The organism is Geotalea uraniireducens (assembly GCF_027943965.1).
GTDB lineage: Bacteria > Desulfobacterota > Desulfuromonadia > Geobacterales > Geobacteraceae > Geobacter > Geobacter uraniireducens.
Map to the genome: position 1 here is coordinate 1,354,883 of NZ_AP027151.1, position 14,674 is coordinate 1,369,556.

The 14,674-nt window shown below is 65.2% G+C and carries 15 protein-coding genes; 1 reads left to right on the forward strand and 14 read right to left on the reverse strand.

Annotated features, from left to right (window positions below; translation table 11 throughout):
• Positions 1-35: 35 nt before the first annotated feature.
• The 14 genes from QMN23_RS06260 to QMN23_RS06325 form a co-directional block, all read right to left on the reverse strand.
• A complete protein-coding gene (locus QMN23_RS06260; RefSeq protein ID WP_282002693.1) occupies positions 36-1,370 on the reverse strand; it encodes a dicarboxylate/amino acid:cation symporter in 1,335 nt (444 codons plus the stop codon).
• A gap of 287 nt (positions 1,371-1,657) precedes the next feature.
• Positions 1,658-3,250, reverse strand: a complete 1,593-nt coding sequence (locus tag QMN23_RS06265) for a GH3 family domain-containing protein (protein ID WP_282002694.1) — start codon at positions 3,248-3,250, stop codon at positions 1,658-1,660.
• Complete coding sequence (locus QMN23_RS06270) at positions 3,247-4,332, reverse strand: alpha/beta hydrolase (RefSeq protein ID WP_282003821.1); 1,086 nt, start codon at positions 4,330-4,332, stop codon at positions 3,247-3,249. The genes QMN23_RS06265 and QMN23_RS06270 overlap by 4 nt, the downstream gene beginning before the upstream one ends.
• Before the next feature lie 73 nt (positions 4,333-4,405).
• Positions 4,406-5,707: an EAL domain-containing protein gene (locus QMN23_RS06275; RefSeq protein WP_282002697.1), complete on the reverse strand. Its 1,302-nt coding sequence runs from the start codon at positions 5,705-5,707 to the stop codon at positions 4,406-4,408.
• A 16-nt stretch (positions 5,708-5,723) separates the two neighbouring features.
• Positions 5,724-5,870, reverse strand: a complete 147-nt coding sequence (locus QMN23_RS06280) for a hypothetical protein (RefSeq protein ID WP_282002699.1) — start codon at positions 5,868-5,870, stop codon at positions 5,724-5,726.
• 66 nt (positions 5,871-5,936) lie between these two features.
• On the reverse strand, positions 5,937-6,245 hold the full coding sequence (locus tag QMN23_RS06285) for an STAS domain-containing protein (protein ID WP_282002701.1): 309 nt from the start codon (positions 6,243-6,245) through the stop codon (positions 5,937-5,939).
• Positions 6,246-6,268: 23 nt separating this feature from the next.
• Positions 6,269-7,201, reverse strand: coding sequence for a hypothetical protein (locus QMN23_RS06290; RefSeq protein ID WP_282002703.1), 933 nt, complete (start codon positions 7,199-7,201; stop codon positions 6,269-6,271).
• Positions 7,198-8,418, reverse strand: a complete 1,221-nt coding sequence (locus QMN23_RS06295) for a PP2C family protein-serine/threonine phosphatase (protein WP_282002705.1) — start codon at positions 8,416-8,418, stop codon at positions 7,198-7,200. The genes QMN23_RS06290 and QMN23_RS06295 overlap by 4 nt, the downstream gene beginning before the upstream one ends.
• Positions 8,419-8,663: 245 nt before the next feature.
• Entirely contained in the window at positions 8,664-9,356 is a 693-nt protein-coding gene (gene phoU, locus QMN23_RS06300; RefSeq protein ID WP_282002706.1) for a phosphate signaling complex protein PhoU, read from the reverse strand.
• A 121-nt stretch (positions 9,357-9,477) separates the two neighbouring features.
• Positions 9,478-10,236 carry a phosphate ABC transporter ATP-binding protein PstB gene (gene pstB, locus QMN23_RS06305; protein WP_282002708.1) on the reverse strand — a complete coding sequence of 253 codons (759 nt, stop codon included), beginning with the start codon at positions 10,234-10,236 and terminating at the stop codon, positions 9,478-9,480.
• Positions 10,237-10,284: 48 nt separating this feature from the next.
• Positions 10,285-11,124 carry a phosphate ABC transporter permease PstA gene (gene pstA, locus QMN23_RS06310; protein WP_282002710.1) on the reverse strand — a complete coding sequence of 280 codons (840 nt, stop codon included), beginning with the start codon at positions 11,122-11,124 and terminating at the stop codon, positions 10,285-10,287.
• Complete coding sequence (gene pstC / locus QMN23_RS06315) at positions 11,121-12,056, reverse strand: phosphate ABC transporter permease subunit PstC (protein ID WP_282003823.1); 936 nt, start codon at positions 12,054-12,056, stop codon at positions 11,121-11,123. The genes pstA and pstC overlap by 4 nt, the downstream gene beginning before the upstream one ends.
• Before the next feature lie 237 nt (positions 12,057-12,293).
• Entirely contained in the window at positions 12,294-13,334 is a 1,041-nt protein-coding gene (gene pstS / locus QMN23_RS06320; RefSeq protein WP_282002713.1) for a phosphate ABC transporter substrate-binding protein PstS, read from the reverse strand.
• 120 nt (positions 13,335-13,454) lie between these two features.
• Positions 13,455-13,892, reverse strand: coding sequence for a phosphate-starvation-inducible PsiE family protein (locus tag QMN23_RS06325; protein ID WP_282002715.1), 438 nt, complete (start codon positions 13,890-13,892; stop codon positions 13,455-13,457).
• 153 nt (positions 13,893-14,045) lie between these two features.
• Between QMN23_RS06325 and QMN23_RS06330 the strand changes: the two genes are divergently transcribed.
• Positions 14,046-14,636, forward strand: a complete 591-nt coding sequence (locus tag QMN23_RS06330) for a DUF502 domain-containing protein (RefSeq protein WP_282002717.1) — start codon at positions 14,046-14,048, stop codon at positions 14,634-14,636.
• Positions 14,637-14,674 lie beyond the last annotated feature (38 nt).

The window sequence follows — 14,674 nt, forward strand, 5'->3', positions numbered from 1 at the left end:
TTGGGGGCGGCTTTTTTCGTTGCCGGGGGCGCCGGTCAGTCGGCGAGCGGTCCGGCCCCTTCCAGCGTCAGGGTCGCCTCTTCCTCTGCCGCCATTTCAGCGAACTCCTCGTCGCCGGCACCGTCGAGCATCCGCTGCAGCCGGGCCTCATCCAGTTCATTTTCCCACTTGGCGATCACCACGGTCGCCACCCCGTTGCCGACCAGGTTGGTCAGCGCCCGTGCCTCGGACATGAAACGGTCGATGCCGAGGATCAGCGCCAGCCCGGCCACCGGGATGGTCGGGATGGTGGCGAAGGTGGCGGCCAGGGTGACGAAGCCGCTGCCGGTGACCCCCGCCGCCCCCTTCGAGGTGAGGAGCAGCACGAAGAGGATGGTCAGGGTCTGGGTCAGGGTCAGGTGGGTGTTGGTGGCCTGGGCAACGAACAGCGCCGCCATGGTCAGGTAGATCGAGGTGCCGTCGAGGTTGAACGAGTAACCGGTGGGGATCACCATCCCGACCACCGATTTCCGGCAGCCGAGGTTCTCCAGCTTGGTCATCATCCGCGGCAGGACCGATTCGGAGGACGAGGTGCCGAGGACGATCAGCAGCTCCTCGCGGATGTAACGGATGAACTTGACGATGCTGAAGCCGCTGATGCGGGCGATGGTGCCGAGCACCAAGAAGACGAACAGCAGGCTGGTCAGGTAGAAACTCCCCATCAGCATCCCCAGGTTGGCGATAGACCCGACGCCGAACTTGCCGATGGTGAAGGCCATGGCGCCGAAGGCGCCGAGCGGCGCGACGCGCATGATGATGCCGACGATGCCGAACAGGGTGTGGGATACCTGGTCGATGAGGCGGTAGAGGCTTTTCCCCTTTTCGCCGAGGGCCGACAGGGCAAAGCCGAACAAGACGGCAAAGAGGAGCACCTGGAGGATATCCCCCTTGGCGAAGGCATCGCCGACGCTCGACGGGATGATGTTCATCAGGAAATCGGTGGTGGTGTGGGTCTTGGCGGTGGTGGTGAAGGCGGTGAGCGCCTTGGTGTCCAGCTTGGTGACGTCGGCGTTGAAGCCGGCGCCCGGCTGGATGATCGAGACAACTACCAGGCCGATCAACAGGGCGAAGGAGGTGACCACTTCGAAGTAAAGCAGCGCCTTGGCGCCGACCCGGCCGACCTTTTTCATATCCTCCATCCCGGCGATGCCGGTGACGACGGTGCAGAAGATCACCGGGGCGATGATCATCTTGATCAGCTTGATGAAGCCGTCGCCAAACGGCTTCATGGCGACGCCGGTCGCCGGGAAGTAGTAGCCGATGACCCCCCCGATGGTGATAGCGAGCAGTACCTGGAAGTAGAGGTGCGAGAACAGCTTTTTCATCCTCATGACAATGGCTCCCGATTTGCTGCAGATTGGTAAGACATATTGTATTCATTCCCCATAGCACGGACCGGAGAGCGGGTCAACAGGAATGCAGTTAAAATGGAATCATGAGCTGTCGATCGGGAAGAGCCGACGTCATGGTGCGCCGGTAGCGATTATGTATACGGTGGAGATTCGCCGGTGATGGGCGATGAGCAGTGGCGGTGGGAGCGGTGAAATTTGGGAATGTTGGTAAGGCCAATTTAAAGACGCCAGCACCGGCCGTTGCGGCAGGGCGCCGGCGCCGGTGGTCAGTGTTGCTGTCGGGTCGCGTAATCGGCCAGGCTGGCGACCAGTTCGCCGTCGCCGGTCGGATCGATGTGCGGGATCTTGCTCTGGCCGCCGAGCTTCCCCCGGACGTCCCGCGACCAGCGGTAGATCAGGTCTTCGGCGACGGTCAGCACCTGCGGCGGCTTGATCCGCTCCTGGCTGCGGAAGGTGTCGTAGTCGGCGTTGAGGCTGCGCAGGGCGGCATCCAGCTCGGCGGCCAGGCTCCCCGCATCGGGGCGGCTCTCCCCGCCGAGGGCCAGGATCCAGCGGTGGCGCCGTTCGGCGATCAGCGGCCCGACGACGAATTCCCTCACCTCGATCCCCGGCCGGCGGTTCAGTCGGGCCACCGCCTCTTCCACTTCTCCCTGGGTCACCTTCTCCTCGAAGCGGTCGAGGAACTTGTCGCGGCCGGTGAACTCGATGAAGTGGGGGGCGCGGTCGGTGAAGCGGATGGTATCCCCCAGATGGTAGCGCCAGAGCCCGGCGGCGGTGGTCAGGAGTACCGCGTAGCGCTGGCCCGGTTCGACCCCTTCCAGGGGGACCGTCGGTGCGTCGGCGGCCGGCACGCCGCGTTCGTCGAGGGCGTCGAAGGGGACGAATTCGAAGAAGGTGCCGTAGTAGGGGACGAAGCGCATCTGCTCCTCGCCGAGGAGCTGGAAGGCCATGAACGCTTCGGACGAGGGGAGCACCTCCAGGAAGTGGGGGGCCCGGTCGCCGAAGATGGCGGCGAATTCCCGCCGGTACGGTTTCATGCTCGTGCCGCCGTGGATCAAGAGTTCCAGGTTCGGCAGCAGGTCGGGGAGCGGCCGGTGCCCCATCTCCTCGACTTTTGCCAGGAGCAGAATGATCCAGGGGGGGACGCCGGAGATGCCGCGGATGTTCCGGTCGGAAAGGAGCAGCCCCGCCAGGGCGGCCACCTTCTGCTCCCAGGGGAGGGTCGATACCGCCAGCCCCGGGGCGATGAACGGCTTGAGGTAGAAGGGGCGATGGCGGAGGGTGATGGCGCTCATGTCGCCGCTCTGCACCCCGTCGCCCATCTCGGAGAGGGCGGTGTTGCCGGCCATGTAGAGGAGCTTCCCCTGGAAGAGGCGGCTTTTCGGGTTGCGCTGCAGGTAGCAGGCGGTCATGTCGAGGGCGGCCCGTTTGTTGGCGGCGAACATCTCCCGGGAAAAGGGGATGAATTTGGTCGGGGCGGTGGTGCCGGAGGTTTCGCAGAAGAAGGGGATCTTACCCGGCCAGGTGACGTCTTCCATTTTCAGGTGGCGCTTTCCCCCCTCCTCGCTGAGCCCGGCGCCGAAGTAGTCGCGCCAGAAATCGCCATAGGTGCGGATCGGCACCCGGCGGCGGTATTCGGCGTAGAGCCGCTCGTAGGGCTCGCCGGCCAGTTCGGCCAAGCCGTAGTCGCGGCCGAAGCGGCTGGCGGCGCCGGTGGCGACGATCCGCGCCAACAGCTCCCGCTGGCTGGCGAGCGGGTCGCGGGCCTCGAATTCCCGGGCCAGGGCGGCGGCGCCCGCCTTGAGCACCAGGTCGAGGGCCGGGGCGGTCAGCGACCGGAGCGAGGTCAGCGGGTTCATGAAACCACCGCGAAGCGGAGGACGCCGTTCAGCTTGTCGTACCACGATTCGATGAACGGGTTGTAGCAGTGGTGATGGAAGATCAGCGAGGCGTGGGGGACCGCGTCGCCGCGGACCGCCGAGGCGACGGTGCGGACCGTGCCGCGGGGGAAGAGCCGCCGGCTGGTTGCCTGGTCGCGCAAAAGCTCCAGGGTCGGCGAGCCGGGAACCAGCAGGTTGTCCTCCTCTTCGGCGAGCAGCACCAGTGTCGGTCCGTCGAACAGCGGCGCCCCGGGCGCCGGGGCCGCTTCCTTGAGCGCCAGCACCCGTTCGTAGCCGCCCCGGCAGGAGGTCCGCTCCAGGACCTCCATGATCCGCTTCCGGATTGACAGGTGCCGGCTGGAGAGGGGGCGGTTCTCGGCCCCGGCCTCGAACAGCGCCTGGAAACAGCGCCGGGCCCGTTCGATTTGCCGCTCCAGCTCTTCGCCCTTTTCCGCCCCGGCCCTGAGGATGCGGCGGAGGTTGCTCTCCAGCATCCGCACCCCGTCACCCTTCTGCCGGTCCGGCCGGACCAGGTCGTCGGTGCTGAGGACCGGGCTGGTCATCACCACCCCGCGGATGGCGAGGCGGTCGTCGGCGGCCACCGTCCGAAGGAAGCGGGCCACCAGGCTGCAGCCGAAGCTGATGGCGAAGATCACCGGCTTCTTCCCCCGCCGGTTGAGGTCTTCCACCAGGTCGCCGAGCTGGGCGAGGAGCAGTTCGGTGGAAAAGCCGCTGCGGGCGTAGTTCAGGTAATAGATCGAACCGTAACGGCGGAACAGCTCCCGCTGGAATTCCACCGCCTCGGTGGCGTCGGGGACGAAGCCGCCGACGACGATGGTCGGCAGGTCGCCGCTCCCTTTTTCCTTGTAGATTCGGTTGTGCACGGCGTGGATACTCGGCAGGCGCTCCCGGCAGAGGATTTCCCGGCGGCGGAGCCTGGGGGCGAACGGTTTGATCGCCAGCTGGCGGATGATGCCGCTGGCGGCGGTTGCCACGGTCATCAGGGCGGGGTTGCTGAGGACGATTTTCCGGGCGAACGGCGTGACGGTACTGCTGGTCATGGCCTCCTCCTGTCGTTTTTTCCGATTATCGCCTAGTTTCATGGCGATTCCGTGGCAACGGCGCAAATTTGTATTACGGCGCCGTGACACGGGAGGCGGCGATTTCCGGCGCCACGTAGGCCGGGGCGAGGGGGGCGGCCGCCGGTCGGCCGAGCAGGTATCCCTGGGCGAGCGGCACCCCGAGTTCGGCCAGCCAGGCCAGCTCCTCCGGTCGCTCGATCCCTTCGGCGATCACCGTGATGCCAAGCCGCCGGCAGAAGCCGACCAGCGACTCCACCAGCGCCTGTCGTTTGGCCGACAGGTGGATATCGTCGACCAGGAAGCGGGCCAGCTTGACGTAGTCCGGTTCCAGCTGGGCGAGCATCTTCAGCCCGGCATAACCGGCCCCCAGGTCGTCGATGGCGATCGAGTACCCCTGGGAGCGATAGTAGGCCAGCACCCGGTTGAACAGCTCGTAATCGTCGATCATCGTCCGTTCGGTCAGCTCGAAGGTGACCCGGGAGCGGTCGATGCCGAGCTCGTCCAGCAGCCGGGAGGTTTTCCCCTGGCGATGGTCGCTGCTGGTCAACAGCGCCGGGCAGACGTTGAGGAACAGCCGTCCCGGCACCGCCAGCCGGCTGGCCCCGTGGAGCGCCCGGGTGCGGCAGAGCATCTCCAGGGCGGGGGCGTGGCCGGAGGCGATCGCCTTGTCGAACAGCTCGTCGGGGGACCCGATCAGGGTCGGCCCGGCGATCCGGCTGAGCGCCTCGTAACCGTAGACGGTGCCGTCGGCCAGGGCGAAGATCGGCTGGAAGAAGGGGGTGATCCGCCCCTCGCGGACGATCTCCTCGATCTCCCGGCGTTCGCCGGCCGTCACCCCCTCCGCTTCGCCGAGCGAGGCGCCGAACAGTTCGCGGAAGGCGCCGAAGATGGCGTTGTCGATCTGGCCGGCGGCGGTATTGCTCAGCAGCACGCCGTCGACCTTGGTGGCCACGGCGGCGTCGGTGCGGCGGCCGTGGCAGAGGAAGTGCCGTTCCAGTTCCCGGCGGATCGCCGCCAGGTCGTGCTCGTAGGCGGTGGCATCGTAGGGGCCGGCCGGCACCAGCAAAAGGAAGAATTCCCGGTCGCTCGCCCGGTAGCCCCCCTCGATCCGGCCGCGCAGTCGTTTGCCGACCAGCCGGACGAAGAGCGACAGGGTCCGGGGGGCGATCGGCGGCGTCCCCGGCGGCGTCTCCAGGCGGATGCCGACCACCGCCGTCAGCTGGGAGCGGATGAGATGTTCGCGGAACTGCTGGAACAGGTAGCCGCAGTCGGCAAACGACTCCTCGATGCGGGGGAGATGGCGGCGGTAGCCGGTTGTGGTGGCGGCGATGGCGGGTGCTGCGGGGGGGATCATGGTTTCCTCCGGCGGGTCAGTCGTTCAACAGCGAGGCGAAGTAGTCGCCGTAATAGGCGTTGTTCGCCTGTTTGTAGCCGTCCCGCAGCTCCTGCAGCTTGGCGATCTGCCGATCGAGTTCGGTGAAGTCGAGCCCTGAAAAGTACGTGAATATCTGCTTCATGGTCTGCTCCTTGGCGCCGGCGCCGGGGGGCGGCGGCCGGCAGCGGTCGTCCGACGGCCGCCCCGGTTATTCGGGGCTGCCGAGCATGAAGATGCCGGTCATTTTGAAGAGCATGCTGTTCACCTGGCTGAGCCCGGTCAGCCGGATCTCCGCCTGGCGCTCCTCGCGGATCGCCTTGAAGCAGCGGAGGAGGAAGGCGATCCCCATCGAGTTGATCCGGCTGACGCCGGAAAAGTCGAAGCGAACCAGCGGCTGGCCGATCAGCGCCGGTAGGTTCTGCAACGGCTTCTCCGCGTGGGCGTCGATGGTGCCGCTGAGTTCGATCTGGTCGGCGGCGGCCTTTCTGGTGATCTGGATGTCGAATGGTCGGTTCATGGTTACTCCTTGGTCGGGCCCGGTCAGTGGGCCGAAATGTGAAATCCCCGGGGGGGACGCTCGGTGAGCGGCTCGCCGAGCCTGATCTGGCCGCCGATCACCGTCTGGCGCCCCGGGGTGATGGTGACGTGCAGCCGGTCGAGAAAACGCCAGATGATGAATAGTCCCCGGCCACCGGCGGTCGGTTCGAGGAGCTGCCGGGCCTCGTTCTTCGCCAGGTGCGCCAGCACTTCCTCCGGCGCCAGGCTTCCCCAGCCGTCTTCGACCTCCATCGCCAGGGTCCGGTCGTCCAGGCCGAAGCGGAAGCGAATCGCTTCCTCCGGGCCGATCGGCCGGTCCGTCCCCTTGCGGAACAGGGCGGTGCCGTTCGGGTCGCGGGGGGCGCCGAACATGGCGTTTTCCAACAGTTCGTCGGCGAGCAGCGCCGCCCGCTGCCGGAGCGAGCCGGCGTCGGCCGAATCGGGGATCAGCCGCTCCAGCCGGTCGATGATCTCTTCCTTCTGGCACGAACAGGAGAGCGGGAATTCGAACACTGCTGCCCCCGGCTGCAGGTAGTCGCCGACCTGCCAGCTCTCGCCGCGCAGGAGCTTTTCCACCGCCAGCCGGAAGAGCCGGAGCTCGTCGGCGTGCGCCGCCCCCCCTCCGTCGGGGTTGATGACCAGATGGCGAATCCGGTCGTCGAAGAGCCGGTGGAGCGGCGGCTGCTCCCCGTCGGCGGCGAGGAGGAGCAGCTCGGCTGCCGGGTGGCGGCTGCGGAGTGCCGCCGACAGGTGCGGGGCGGCAGCGTAGGCGGCGGCGGAGACGATCGCCAGCCGCGGAGCGTCGCCGGCGGTCAGGTCGTCGCCGGTCAGCCTGTGCATGGTCCGGCAGGGCGCCGGCAGGGCGGCAAGAACCGGCGACCAGCGGTCCCGGTCGGCGCCGGAACGGAACAGGGCGAGAATCGGGGCGCTGGTCATGGGGTCGGCTCCTCGTAGGGGGCAATGTTGCGGCCGGCGGCGATGAGTATGGTCACGTCGTCGGCAAATACTTTCGAGCCGCTGAACCGCCGGGCGGCGGCAAGGACCTCGTCCCGCAGGGCGACCGGGCTCAGCTCGCTCCCCCGGCGGAGCAGCTCTTCCAGACGGCCGTAGCCGAACTCCTCGCCGGCGGCGTCGGTGCATTCGACGATTCCGTCGGTGTAGAGGAAGAGCAGGTCGCCGGCGGCAAAGGTGGTGCGGTATTCGCTGTAGACGCAGTTGGCATCGAAGCCGAGCGGGAAGCCGGAGACGATCTCCAGCAGCTCCGCTTCTCCCTGCCGCTGGCGGCAGAGATAGGGAAAATTGTGGCCGGCGTTGGCGATGCAGAGCTCGCCGCCGGCCGGGTCGATGATCGCCACGATACAGCTCATCAGCAGGAACTGCCTGGCGGTAGCGAGGATCGCCTTGTTCATTCCGCAGAGGAAGTCGCGCGGGGTGGCGGTCCCCTGGGCGGCCAGCGTATGGAGGGCGGCCTTGGCGGCGGTGGTCACCATCCCCGCCTGGACGCCGTGGCCGCTGACGTCGCCGATCACCAGCCCCACCCGGTTGCCGCCGCAGGGAAAGTAATCGTAGAAGTCGCCGCTCACCTCGCTGGAGGTGGTCAGCCCGGCACCGATCTCGATCCCCGGGAAGCTGCCGGTGGGGGGCGGGAGCAGCGCCTGCTGGATGGCGGCTGCCTTGTCCACTTCGTCGCGAATCCGGGCGCTGAGCCGTTCGAGGGTGCTCAACAGCAGCGCCTGGCAGTCGGAAATGGCCATCATCAGGTCGGACACGGCCACGACCCCGTGGCAGGTGCCGTTGTCGACCACCGCCACCGAATCGACTTCCAGGGTCGGGTCCAGTTCGAGCAGCTTTTTCAGGGCGTGGTTGACGTCGAGGTGGGGCTCCAGGGCTGCTGCCGGGCGGTCGAGCAGCTGGCTGATCGGTTTCCGGCCGAACAGCTCCATGGCATACGGCCCGGCGAGCTGGCGAAAGAAGAGGGTCCGGCGGTCCACCAGGCCGACGAAGCGCTCATCGGCGGTTACCGGGATCGCCGGCAGTGACTGGTCGGCACGAAAGAGCGCCACCACCTCCCGCACCGGCAGTTCGGCGCTGATGGTGGTGACGGGTTTGGCTATTTCACGGACCTTCGGGAATGTGGTGCTCCTGTTTTCCATGCCTCCGCCTCGGTGATTACGTTATTTGGCACTATAGGAGAGTCATGTTACCAGGCGGTTACAGTGGGGTTAATGGTTGAACTTCTCGTTCATTAACCATGCTGACGGCACGTCCCTCCCTCCCTTGTCGGGGGATGAATCTGGGCGCGCTATGGAAGATGGCGGTAATTGGGGATTGATTGGGCAGAAGGCGGGGGAAAGAACAACCGGGGACGAATGGCTCGTCCCCGGCCGGGGTGGCGGGATCAGGCGATCTCCGGCGACGAGGGGGGAGCCATATGGCGGATATCCTTCCCCTTGAGCATGAAAATGACCATTTCGGCCACGTTGGTGGCGTGGTCGGCGATCCGTTCCAGGTACTTGGAGATGTAGTTGAGCCGGAGGGCCCGGCTGATGGTCCCCGGGTCTTCGAGCATGAAGGTCAGCAGTTCGCGCTGGATCTGCTCGTTCAGGTGGTCGACGATGTTGTCGTCGCGGCAGACCTTGAGCGCCAGGGCTTCGTCGCCGCGGACGAAGGCGTCGAGCGCCTCCTTGACCATTGTTCCGGCGGCCTTGGCCATCCGGGGGAGGTCGATGTACGGCTTGAGCGGCGGCTCCTCGTTCAGTTCCACCACCCGCTTGGCGACGCTGGTGCACTGGTCGCCGATCCGCTCCAGGTCGGTAACGATCTTCAGCGCCAGGGTGATGAAGCGGAGGTCGCGGGCCGCCGGCTGGCGGAGCGCCAGCACCTGCAGGCAATTCTCGTCGATCTCCATCTCCAGGTGGTTGATCTCGTGGTCCATGGCGATGGTCTTGCGGGCCAGGTCCGAATCGCGCTCCACCAGCGCCTTGATCGCCGCGCCAATCATTTCCTCCACTTTGCCGCCCATTTCCAGGAGCTTGGCGCGGATGGCGTTCAGTTCGGCGTCGTACTGCTTGATGATGTGTTCCTTTTCCATGTGGTTCCTCAAGGTCGGGTAATGGGAGACGGTGCCGGTGATGCTGCCGGCCGGCATGCCGTCGATTATAGCCGATAATCCCCGTGGTTGTCACGGGGGGACTGCGGGCCGGCTGGCCCGGTTAGCCGAATCGGCCGGTGATGTAGTCCTCGGTCTGGCTCTTTTCCGGGGTGGTGAAGATCTTGCGCGTCGTGTCGCACTCGATCAGCTCGCCCATGTAGAGGAACGCCGTGAAGTCGGAAACCCGCGCTGCCTGCTGCATGTTATGGGTAACGATGACCACCGTGTAGCGTTCCTTGAGCTCGCTGATCAGCTCCTCGATCTTCGCCGTGGAGATCGGGTCGAGAGCCGAACAGGGCTCGTCCATCAGGATCACCTCCGGTTTGACGGCGATGGTCCGGGCGATGCAGAGCCGCTGCTGCTGGCCGCCGGAGAGTTCCATGGCGCTGCTCTTCAGCCGGTCCTTCACCTCGTCCCACAGGGCGACCCGGCTGAGGCTCGATTCGACGATCTCGTCGGCGTCGCTCTTCTTCAGGCGGCCGCTCAGCTTGTAGCCGGCGATGACGTTGTCGTAGATCGACATGGCCGGAAACGGATTGGGCTTCTGGAAGACCATCCCGACCCGGCGGCGGATGACGACCGGATCGACGCCGCGGTCGTAGATGTCGCCGCCGTCGAGGAGAATCCTGCCGGTAACCCGGGCCTGGGGGAAGAGGTCGTGCATCCGGTTGAGGGAGCGGAGGACTGTCGACTTGCCGCAGCCGGAGGGGCCGATGATGGCGGTGACGGTGTTTTCGGGGACGTCGATGCTGACCCCCTTGACGGCATGGGTCGAACCGAAGTGGACGTTCAGATCGGAGATTTTTACCTTGGCGTTCATGGTCTTCCTTTTGTCGGGGCGGCGAGTGGCCTGCCGCCGGTCGATACGTTACGATTGGTACTTGTTCCGCCCCAGGAAACGGGCGGTCAGGCTCAGGACAAACATCAGCGTTACCAGGACCAGTGCCCCCGCCCAGGCGAGGCGATGCCAATCGTCGTAGGGGGAGATGGCGAAATTGAAGATCTGCAGCGGCAGCGCGGCGATCGGCTCGGTCAGCTTCTTGCTCCAGAACTGGTTGCCGAGAGCGGTAAAGAGGAGCGGCGCCGTCTCGCCGGCGATCCGGGCAACTGCCAGCAGAATGCCGGTCAGCACCCCTTTCAGGGCGCTGCGCAGGGTCACCCGCAGGCTGGTCCGCCAGAGGGGGACGCCGAGTGCCAGCGACGCCTCGCGCAGGGTGTCGGGGACCATCTTCAGCTGTTCCTCGGTGGTCCGGAGAACGATAGGGATCATGATCAGCGCCAGGGCGACCGCGCCGGCCAGCGCCGAGAAGCCCTTCATCGGCACCACCATCAGGGTGTAGGCGACCATCCCGGTGATGATCGACGGGACACCCGACAGGACGTCGGCGGCGAAGCGGATGCCGCTGGAAATCCGGCTGCCGCCGTATTCGACCAGGTACATGGCGCCGAAGATGCCGACCGGGATGCCGAGGCCGCCGGCCAGGACGATCAGAATGGCGGAACCGACCAACCCGTTGGCCATGCCGCCGCCGCTCTCGCCCGGGGGCGCCGGGATCTGGGTGAAGAAGTCGGGCGAAACCGAGCTGATCCCCATCTTGACGATATGGACGAAGATCATCACCAGCGGCAGCAGGACGGTCAGCGTTGCCACCCCCAGCAGGAGCATCATCAGGGCGTTTTTCAGCGATCGGATGGTCAGCCTGTTCATTTCGCACCTCCGACGGCGGTCTTGCGGGTCATGCTCCAGAGGAGCAGCCGAGCCAGGACGTTGATGATCAGGGTCACTGCCAGGAGGATCAGGCCGATCTCCATCAGTGCGGCGCTATGGAGCGCCGAAGTCGCTTCGTTGAACTCGTTGGCGATAACGCTCGGCATGGTGTAGCCGGGCGAGAGGAGCGACAGCGAGATCTGCGGGGTGTTGCCGATCACCATGGTAACCGCCATGGTTTCGCCGACTGCCCGGCCGAGACCGAGGATCACCGCGCCGAGGATTCCGGAGCGGCCGTAGGGGAGGACCGCCATCCGGATCATCTCCCAGCGGGTGGCGCCGAGGGCGATGGCCGCTTCCCGCTGGTTCTGGGGGACCGCCTGCAGCACTTCCTTGGTGATCGAGGTGATGATCGGCAGCACCATGATCATCAGGATGATCACCGCGGCCATCATGCTCACCCCGTAGGGGGCTCCCTGGAAGAAGGGGAGGAACCCGAAATGGTCGATCAGGTAGGGCTGGACCGTCTGCTGCAGCCAGGGAGCCATCACCAGCACCCCCCAGAGGCCGTAGATGACGCTTGGGATCGCCGCCAGCAGCTCGACCAGCGAGGCCACCACCCCGCCGAACCGCTTCGGAGCGATCTCGGTAATGAAGATGGCGGTACCGACGCCGAGCGGGGTCGCAAGGAGCAGGGCGAGGATCGACGAAACGACCGTCCCCCAGATGTAGGGGAGGGCGCCGAAGATCCCCTGGACCGCGTCCCAGTCGCTGCCGCCCACGAAGCTCCAGCCGAACTTCCTGATGGCCGGAAGACTCTGGTCGGCCATCTCCAGGATCATCAGGGCGATAATGGCGAGAATGCTGAAGGCGAAGAGGACGGTGATCCCCTTGAAGAGCAGATCGCCGTTCAGCCCTTTCGGCAGCTTCATTCTGCGGAACGATACTTCCGTTGACACCGGGTCCTCCGTAGTTGTGCCTGTCGGCCGTTTGATGGCTGTTTCACCGGGGTTGCTTTCCATGGCGGTTCCTGTTGCTGCATGTGCCGTAATGGTATTGTCCTGGTTGTGATGGTTTCTTAACGTTACTGTAATATTCCGCCGTGCAGGAAAAAGGCCCGACCGGGAGCGCAGCCACGCTGCGGCCGGCCGGGCCTCGTCGGGTACCGCCTAGTACTTGATGGTCTTGATGGTCTTCTCGACCATCTTCTTGACGTTGACGGGGAGCGGCGCATAGAGGAGCGCCGGGGCCATCTTTTCACCGCTGTTCAGCGCCCAGTGGAGGAACTCGACCAGTTTCTTGCCGTTCTCGTGGTTCTTCTGGTGCTGGTAGACGAGCAGGTAGGTGAAGCCGGCGATCGGGTAGGCATTCTTGCCCGGCTGGTTCACCAGGGCGATCCGGAAGTCGGCCGGCATGTGCTTGGCGGCGCCGGCAGCGGCGGCACTGGTGGAGGCGATGGACGGCTCGACGAAGTTCCCGGCCTGGTTCTTCAGGAAGGCGTAGGGGAGCTTGTTCTCGAAGGCATAGGCGAGTTCGACGTAGCCGATGCTGTTGGCCGTGGTTTTGATCTGGCCGGCGACCCCTTCGTTACCCTTGCCGCCGAGACCGATCGGCCACTTGACCGAGGTGCCGGTGCCGACTTTCGTTTTCCATTCCGGGCTGACGCTGCAGAGGTAGTTGGTAAAGATGGCGGTGGTGCCGCTGCCGTCGGAACGGTGGACGACAACGATCGGGGAGCTGGGGAGCCGCAGGCCGCGGTTGATGCCGGCGATCCGCGGGTCGTTCCACTTGGTGATCTTGCCGAAGTAGATGTCGCTCAGCACTTCGGGGGTAAGCTTGAGACCTTTGCCGACGCCGGGGAGGTTGTAGGTGACGACCACCGCACCCATGACGGTCGGGATATGGAGAAGCTTGCCGCCGGCCGCTGCCGCTGCGCTCAGCTCTTCATCGGAGAGCGGCTTGTCGCTGGCGCCGAAATCGACGGTCTGGGCGGTGATCTGCTTGATGCCGCCGCCGCTGCCGATCGACTGATAGTTGAATTTCACCGAGGTGTCGATCTTGGCGTACTCGCTGAACCACTTGGAGTAGATCGGGTAGGGGAAGGTGGCCCCGGCGCCGTTGATCAGGGTTTCGGCCCCGGCCTGTCCCGCTACCGCCGTTGCCGCCACCAGGGCGAGCAGGGCGATTCCTTTGCGAAGAGACTTGAACATGTATTCCTCCTTGGGGGTTGTTTACCTGGCGTAATAATAGCCAGCCAATTGTTACGATCAGGTTACGGATTCCGCAAAAATGGGTAAATTCGCCGCCGCGCCGCGAGTTAGCCGGCGGCGCTACAGCTCCTCGCGCTGGCGACGGGGCGAGAAGCGGACGGCAATGATCCGGACTGCCGCCAGGGACAGCACGAGGGCGATCACCATGGCGATCTTTTCCCATTCGACTTCCCGGTACCAGAAGGCCATCACCTCGGTAAGGACGGTGACGAGCACCGTGTCGATGATGTAGGTCACCTTGACCCGGCCTTCAGAAAAATAGGCCAGCGCCGTCCGGAGGATTTCCACGATGGCGAGTACCGTCAGCACGTCGACGAGAATCGTCTTGAATGCTCCGTGGAAATCGTGGGCAAAGACCAGCCGGAGATCGAAAAAGGTCCAGATGATGCCGGCCAGGATCGCCAGGAGAATGGCGACGATCAGCAGGCTCAAGAGGGCCCGGGCCGATACTTCGAAGAATTTGGTCAGCTTCAGATCGATGACATCTTCTTTCCACATGCAGGTTCTCCTCTCTTTTGGTCACGCGGTATCCTAGCCGAGGATTGTTACAGCCGGATGTATTCACGGTGAGAAGTGGGAAACTATTGACTTTGCGGCGCCGCGGAGTATCGTGCGGTAAGGATTTCGTAACCCAGTGCGAGGTACCTTTGTATGGAGAAAGTCATTGCCCATCTTCGGGGACGATTCGTCACCGGGCTGGTCATCGTTGTCCCGCTTGGCATCACCCTGTTCATCCTCAAGTTCCTCTTCAATTTTGCCGACGGCATCCTCGGGAGCTATCTCGACCGGCTGTTCATCGCCCTGACCCACCATGACTACTATGTGCCGGGGCTCGGGATGCTGACCGGCGCGGTGGTGATCTACGGGACCGGGCTGGTGGCGACCAACGTGCTCGGCCGACGGGTGCTCGCCTGGTGGGACAAGGTGCTGGCGCGCATCCCGCTCGTCAAGTCGATCTACACCTCCAGCAAACAGCTGACCCAGGTGTTCCAGGAGGGGAAGACCTCCTACCGGCGGGCAGTTTTTGTCGAGTGGCCCCGGCCGGGGGTGCGCGCGGTCGGCTTCGTCACCGCCGAAGTCGACCGGAACGGCGAGCGGCTGGTGGTCGTCTACGTGCCGACCATGCCGAACCCGACTTCAGGCTTTGCCCTGTTCTTTCGCGAGGAGGAGGTGCAGGAGAGCGGGATGAGCGTGGAAGAGGCGGTGAAATTCGTCGTCTCGGGCGGGGTGGTGGTGCCGTGACGCAAAAAAGGGGAACGGTTGCCCGTCCCCCTGGGGTG

Coding starts and splice junctions, on each gene's coding strand:
- QMN23_RS06265 (WP_282002694.1), bottom strand. CDS start 3,250: ATGAACCCGCTGACCTCGCTCCGGTCGCTGACCGCCCCGGCCCTCGAC.
- QMN23_RS06295 (WP_282002705.1), bottom strand. CDS start 8,418: ATGGAAAACAGGAGCACCACATTCCCGAAGGTCCGTGAAATAGCCAAA.
- pstB (WP_282002708.1), bottom strand. CDS start 10,236: ATGAACGCCAAGGTAAAAATCTCCGATCTGAACGTCCACTTCGGTTCG.
- QMN23_RS06325 (WP_282002715.1), bottom strand. CDS start 13,892: ATGTGGAAAGAAGATGTCATCGATCTGAAGCTGACCAAATTCTTCGAA.
- QMN23_RS06260 (WP_282002693.1), bottom strand. CDS start 1,370: ATGAGGATGAAAAAGCTGTTCTCGCACCTCTACTTCCAGGTACTGCTC.
- QMN23_RS06280 (WP_282002699.1), bottom strand. CDS start 5,870: ATGAAGCAGATATTCACGTACTTTTCAGGGCTCGACTTCACCGAACTC.
- QMN23_RS06330 (WP_282002717.1), top strand. CDS start 14,046: ATGGAGAAAGTCATTGCCCATCTTCGGGGACGATTCGTCACCGGGCTG.
- pstC (WP_282003823.1), bottom strand. CDS start 12,056: ATGAAGCTGCCGAAAGGGCTGAACGGCGATCTGCTCTTCAAGGGGATC.
- QMN23_RS06270 (WP_282003821.1), bottom strand. CDS start 4,332: ATGACCAGCAGTACCGTCACGCCGTTCGCCCGGAAAATCGTCCTCAGC.
- QMN23_RS06285 (WP_282002701.1), bottom strand. CDS start 6,245: ATGAACCGACCATTCGACATCCAGATCACCAGAAAGGCCGCCGCCGAC.
- phoU (WP_282002706.1), bottom strand. CDS start 9,356: ATGGAAAAGGAACACATCATCAAGCAGTACGACGCCGAACTGAACGCC.
- pstA (WP_282002710.1), bottom strand. CDS start 11,124: ATGAACAGGCTGACCATCCGATCGCTGAAAAACGCCCTGATGATGCTC.
- QMN23_RS06290 (WP_282002703.1), bottom strand. CDS start 7,201: ATGACCAGCGCCCCGATTCTCGCCCTGTTCCGTTCCGGCGCCGACCGG.
- QMN23_RS06275 (WP_282002697.1), bottom strand. CDS start 5,707: ATGATCCCCCCCGCAGCACCCGCCATCGCCGCCACCACAACCGGCTAC.
- pstS (WP_282002713.1), bottom strand. CDS start 13,334: ATGTTCAAGTCTCTTCGCAAAGGAATCGCCCTGCTCGCCCTGGTGGCG.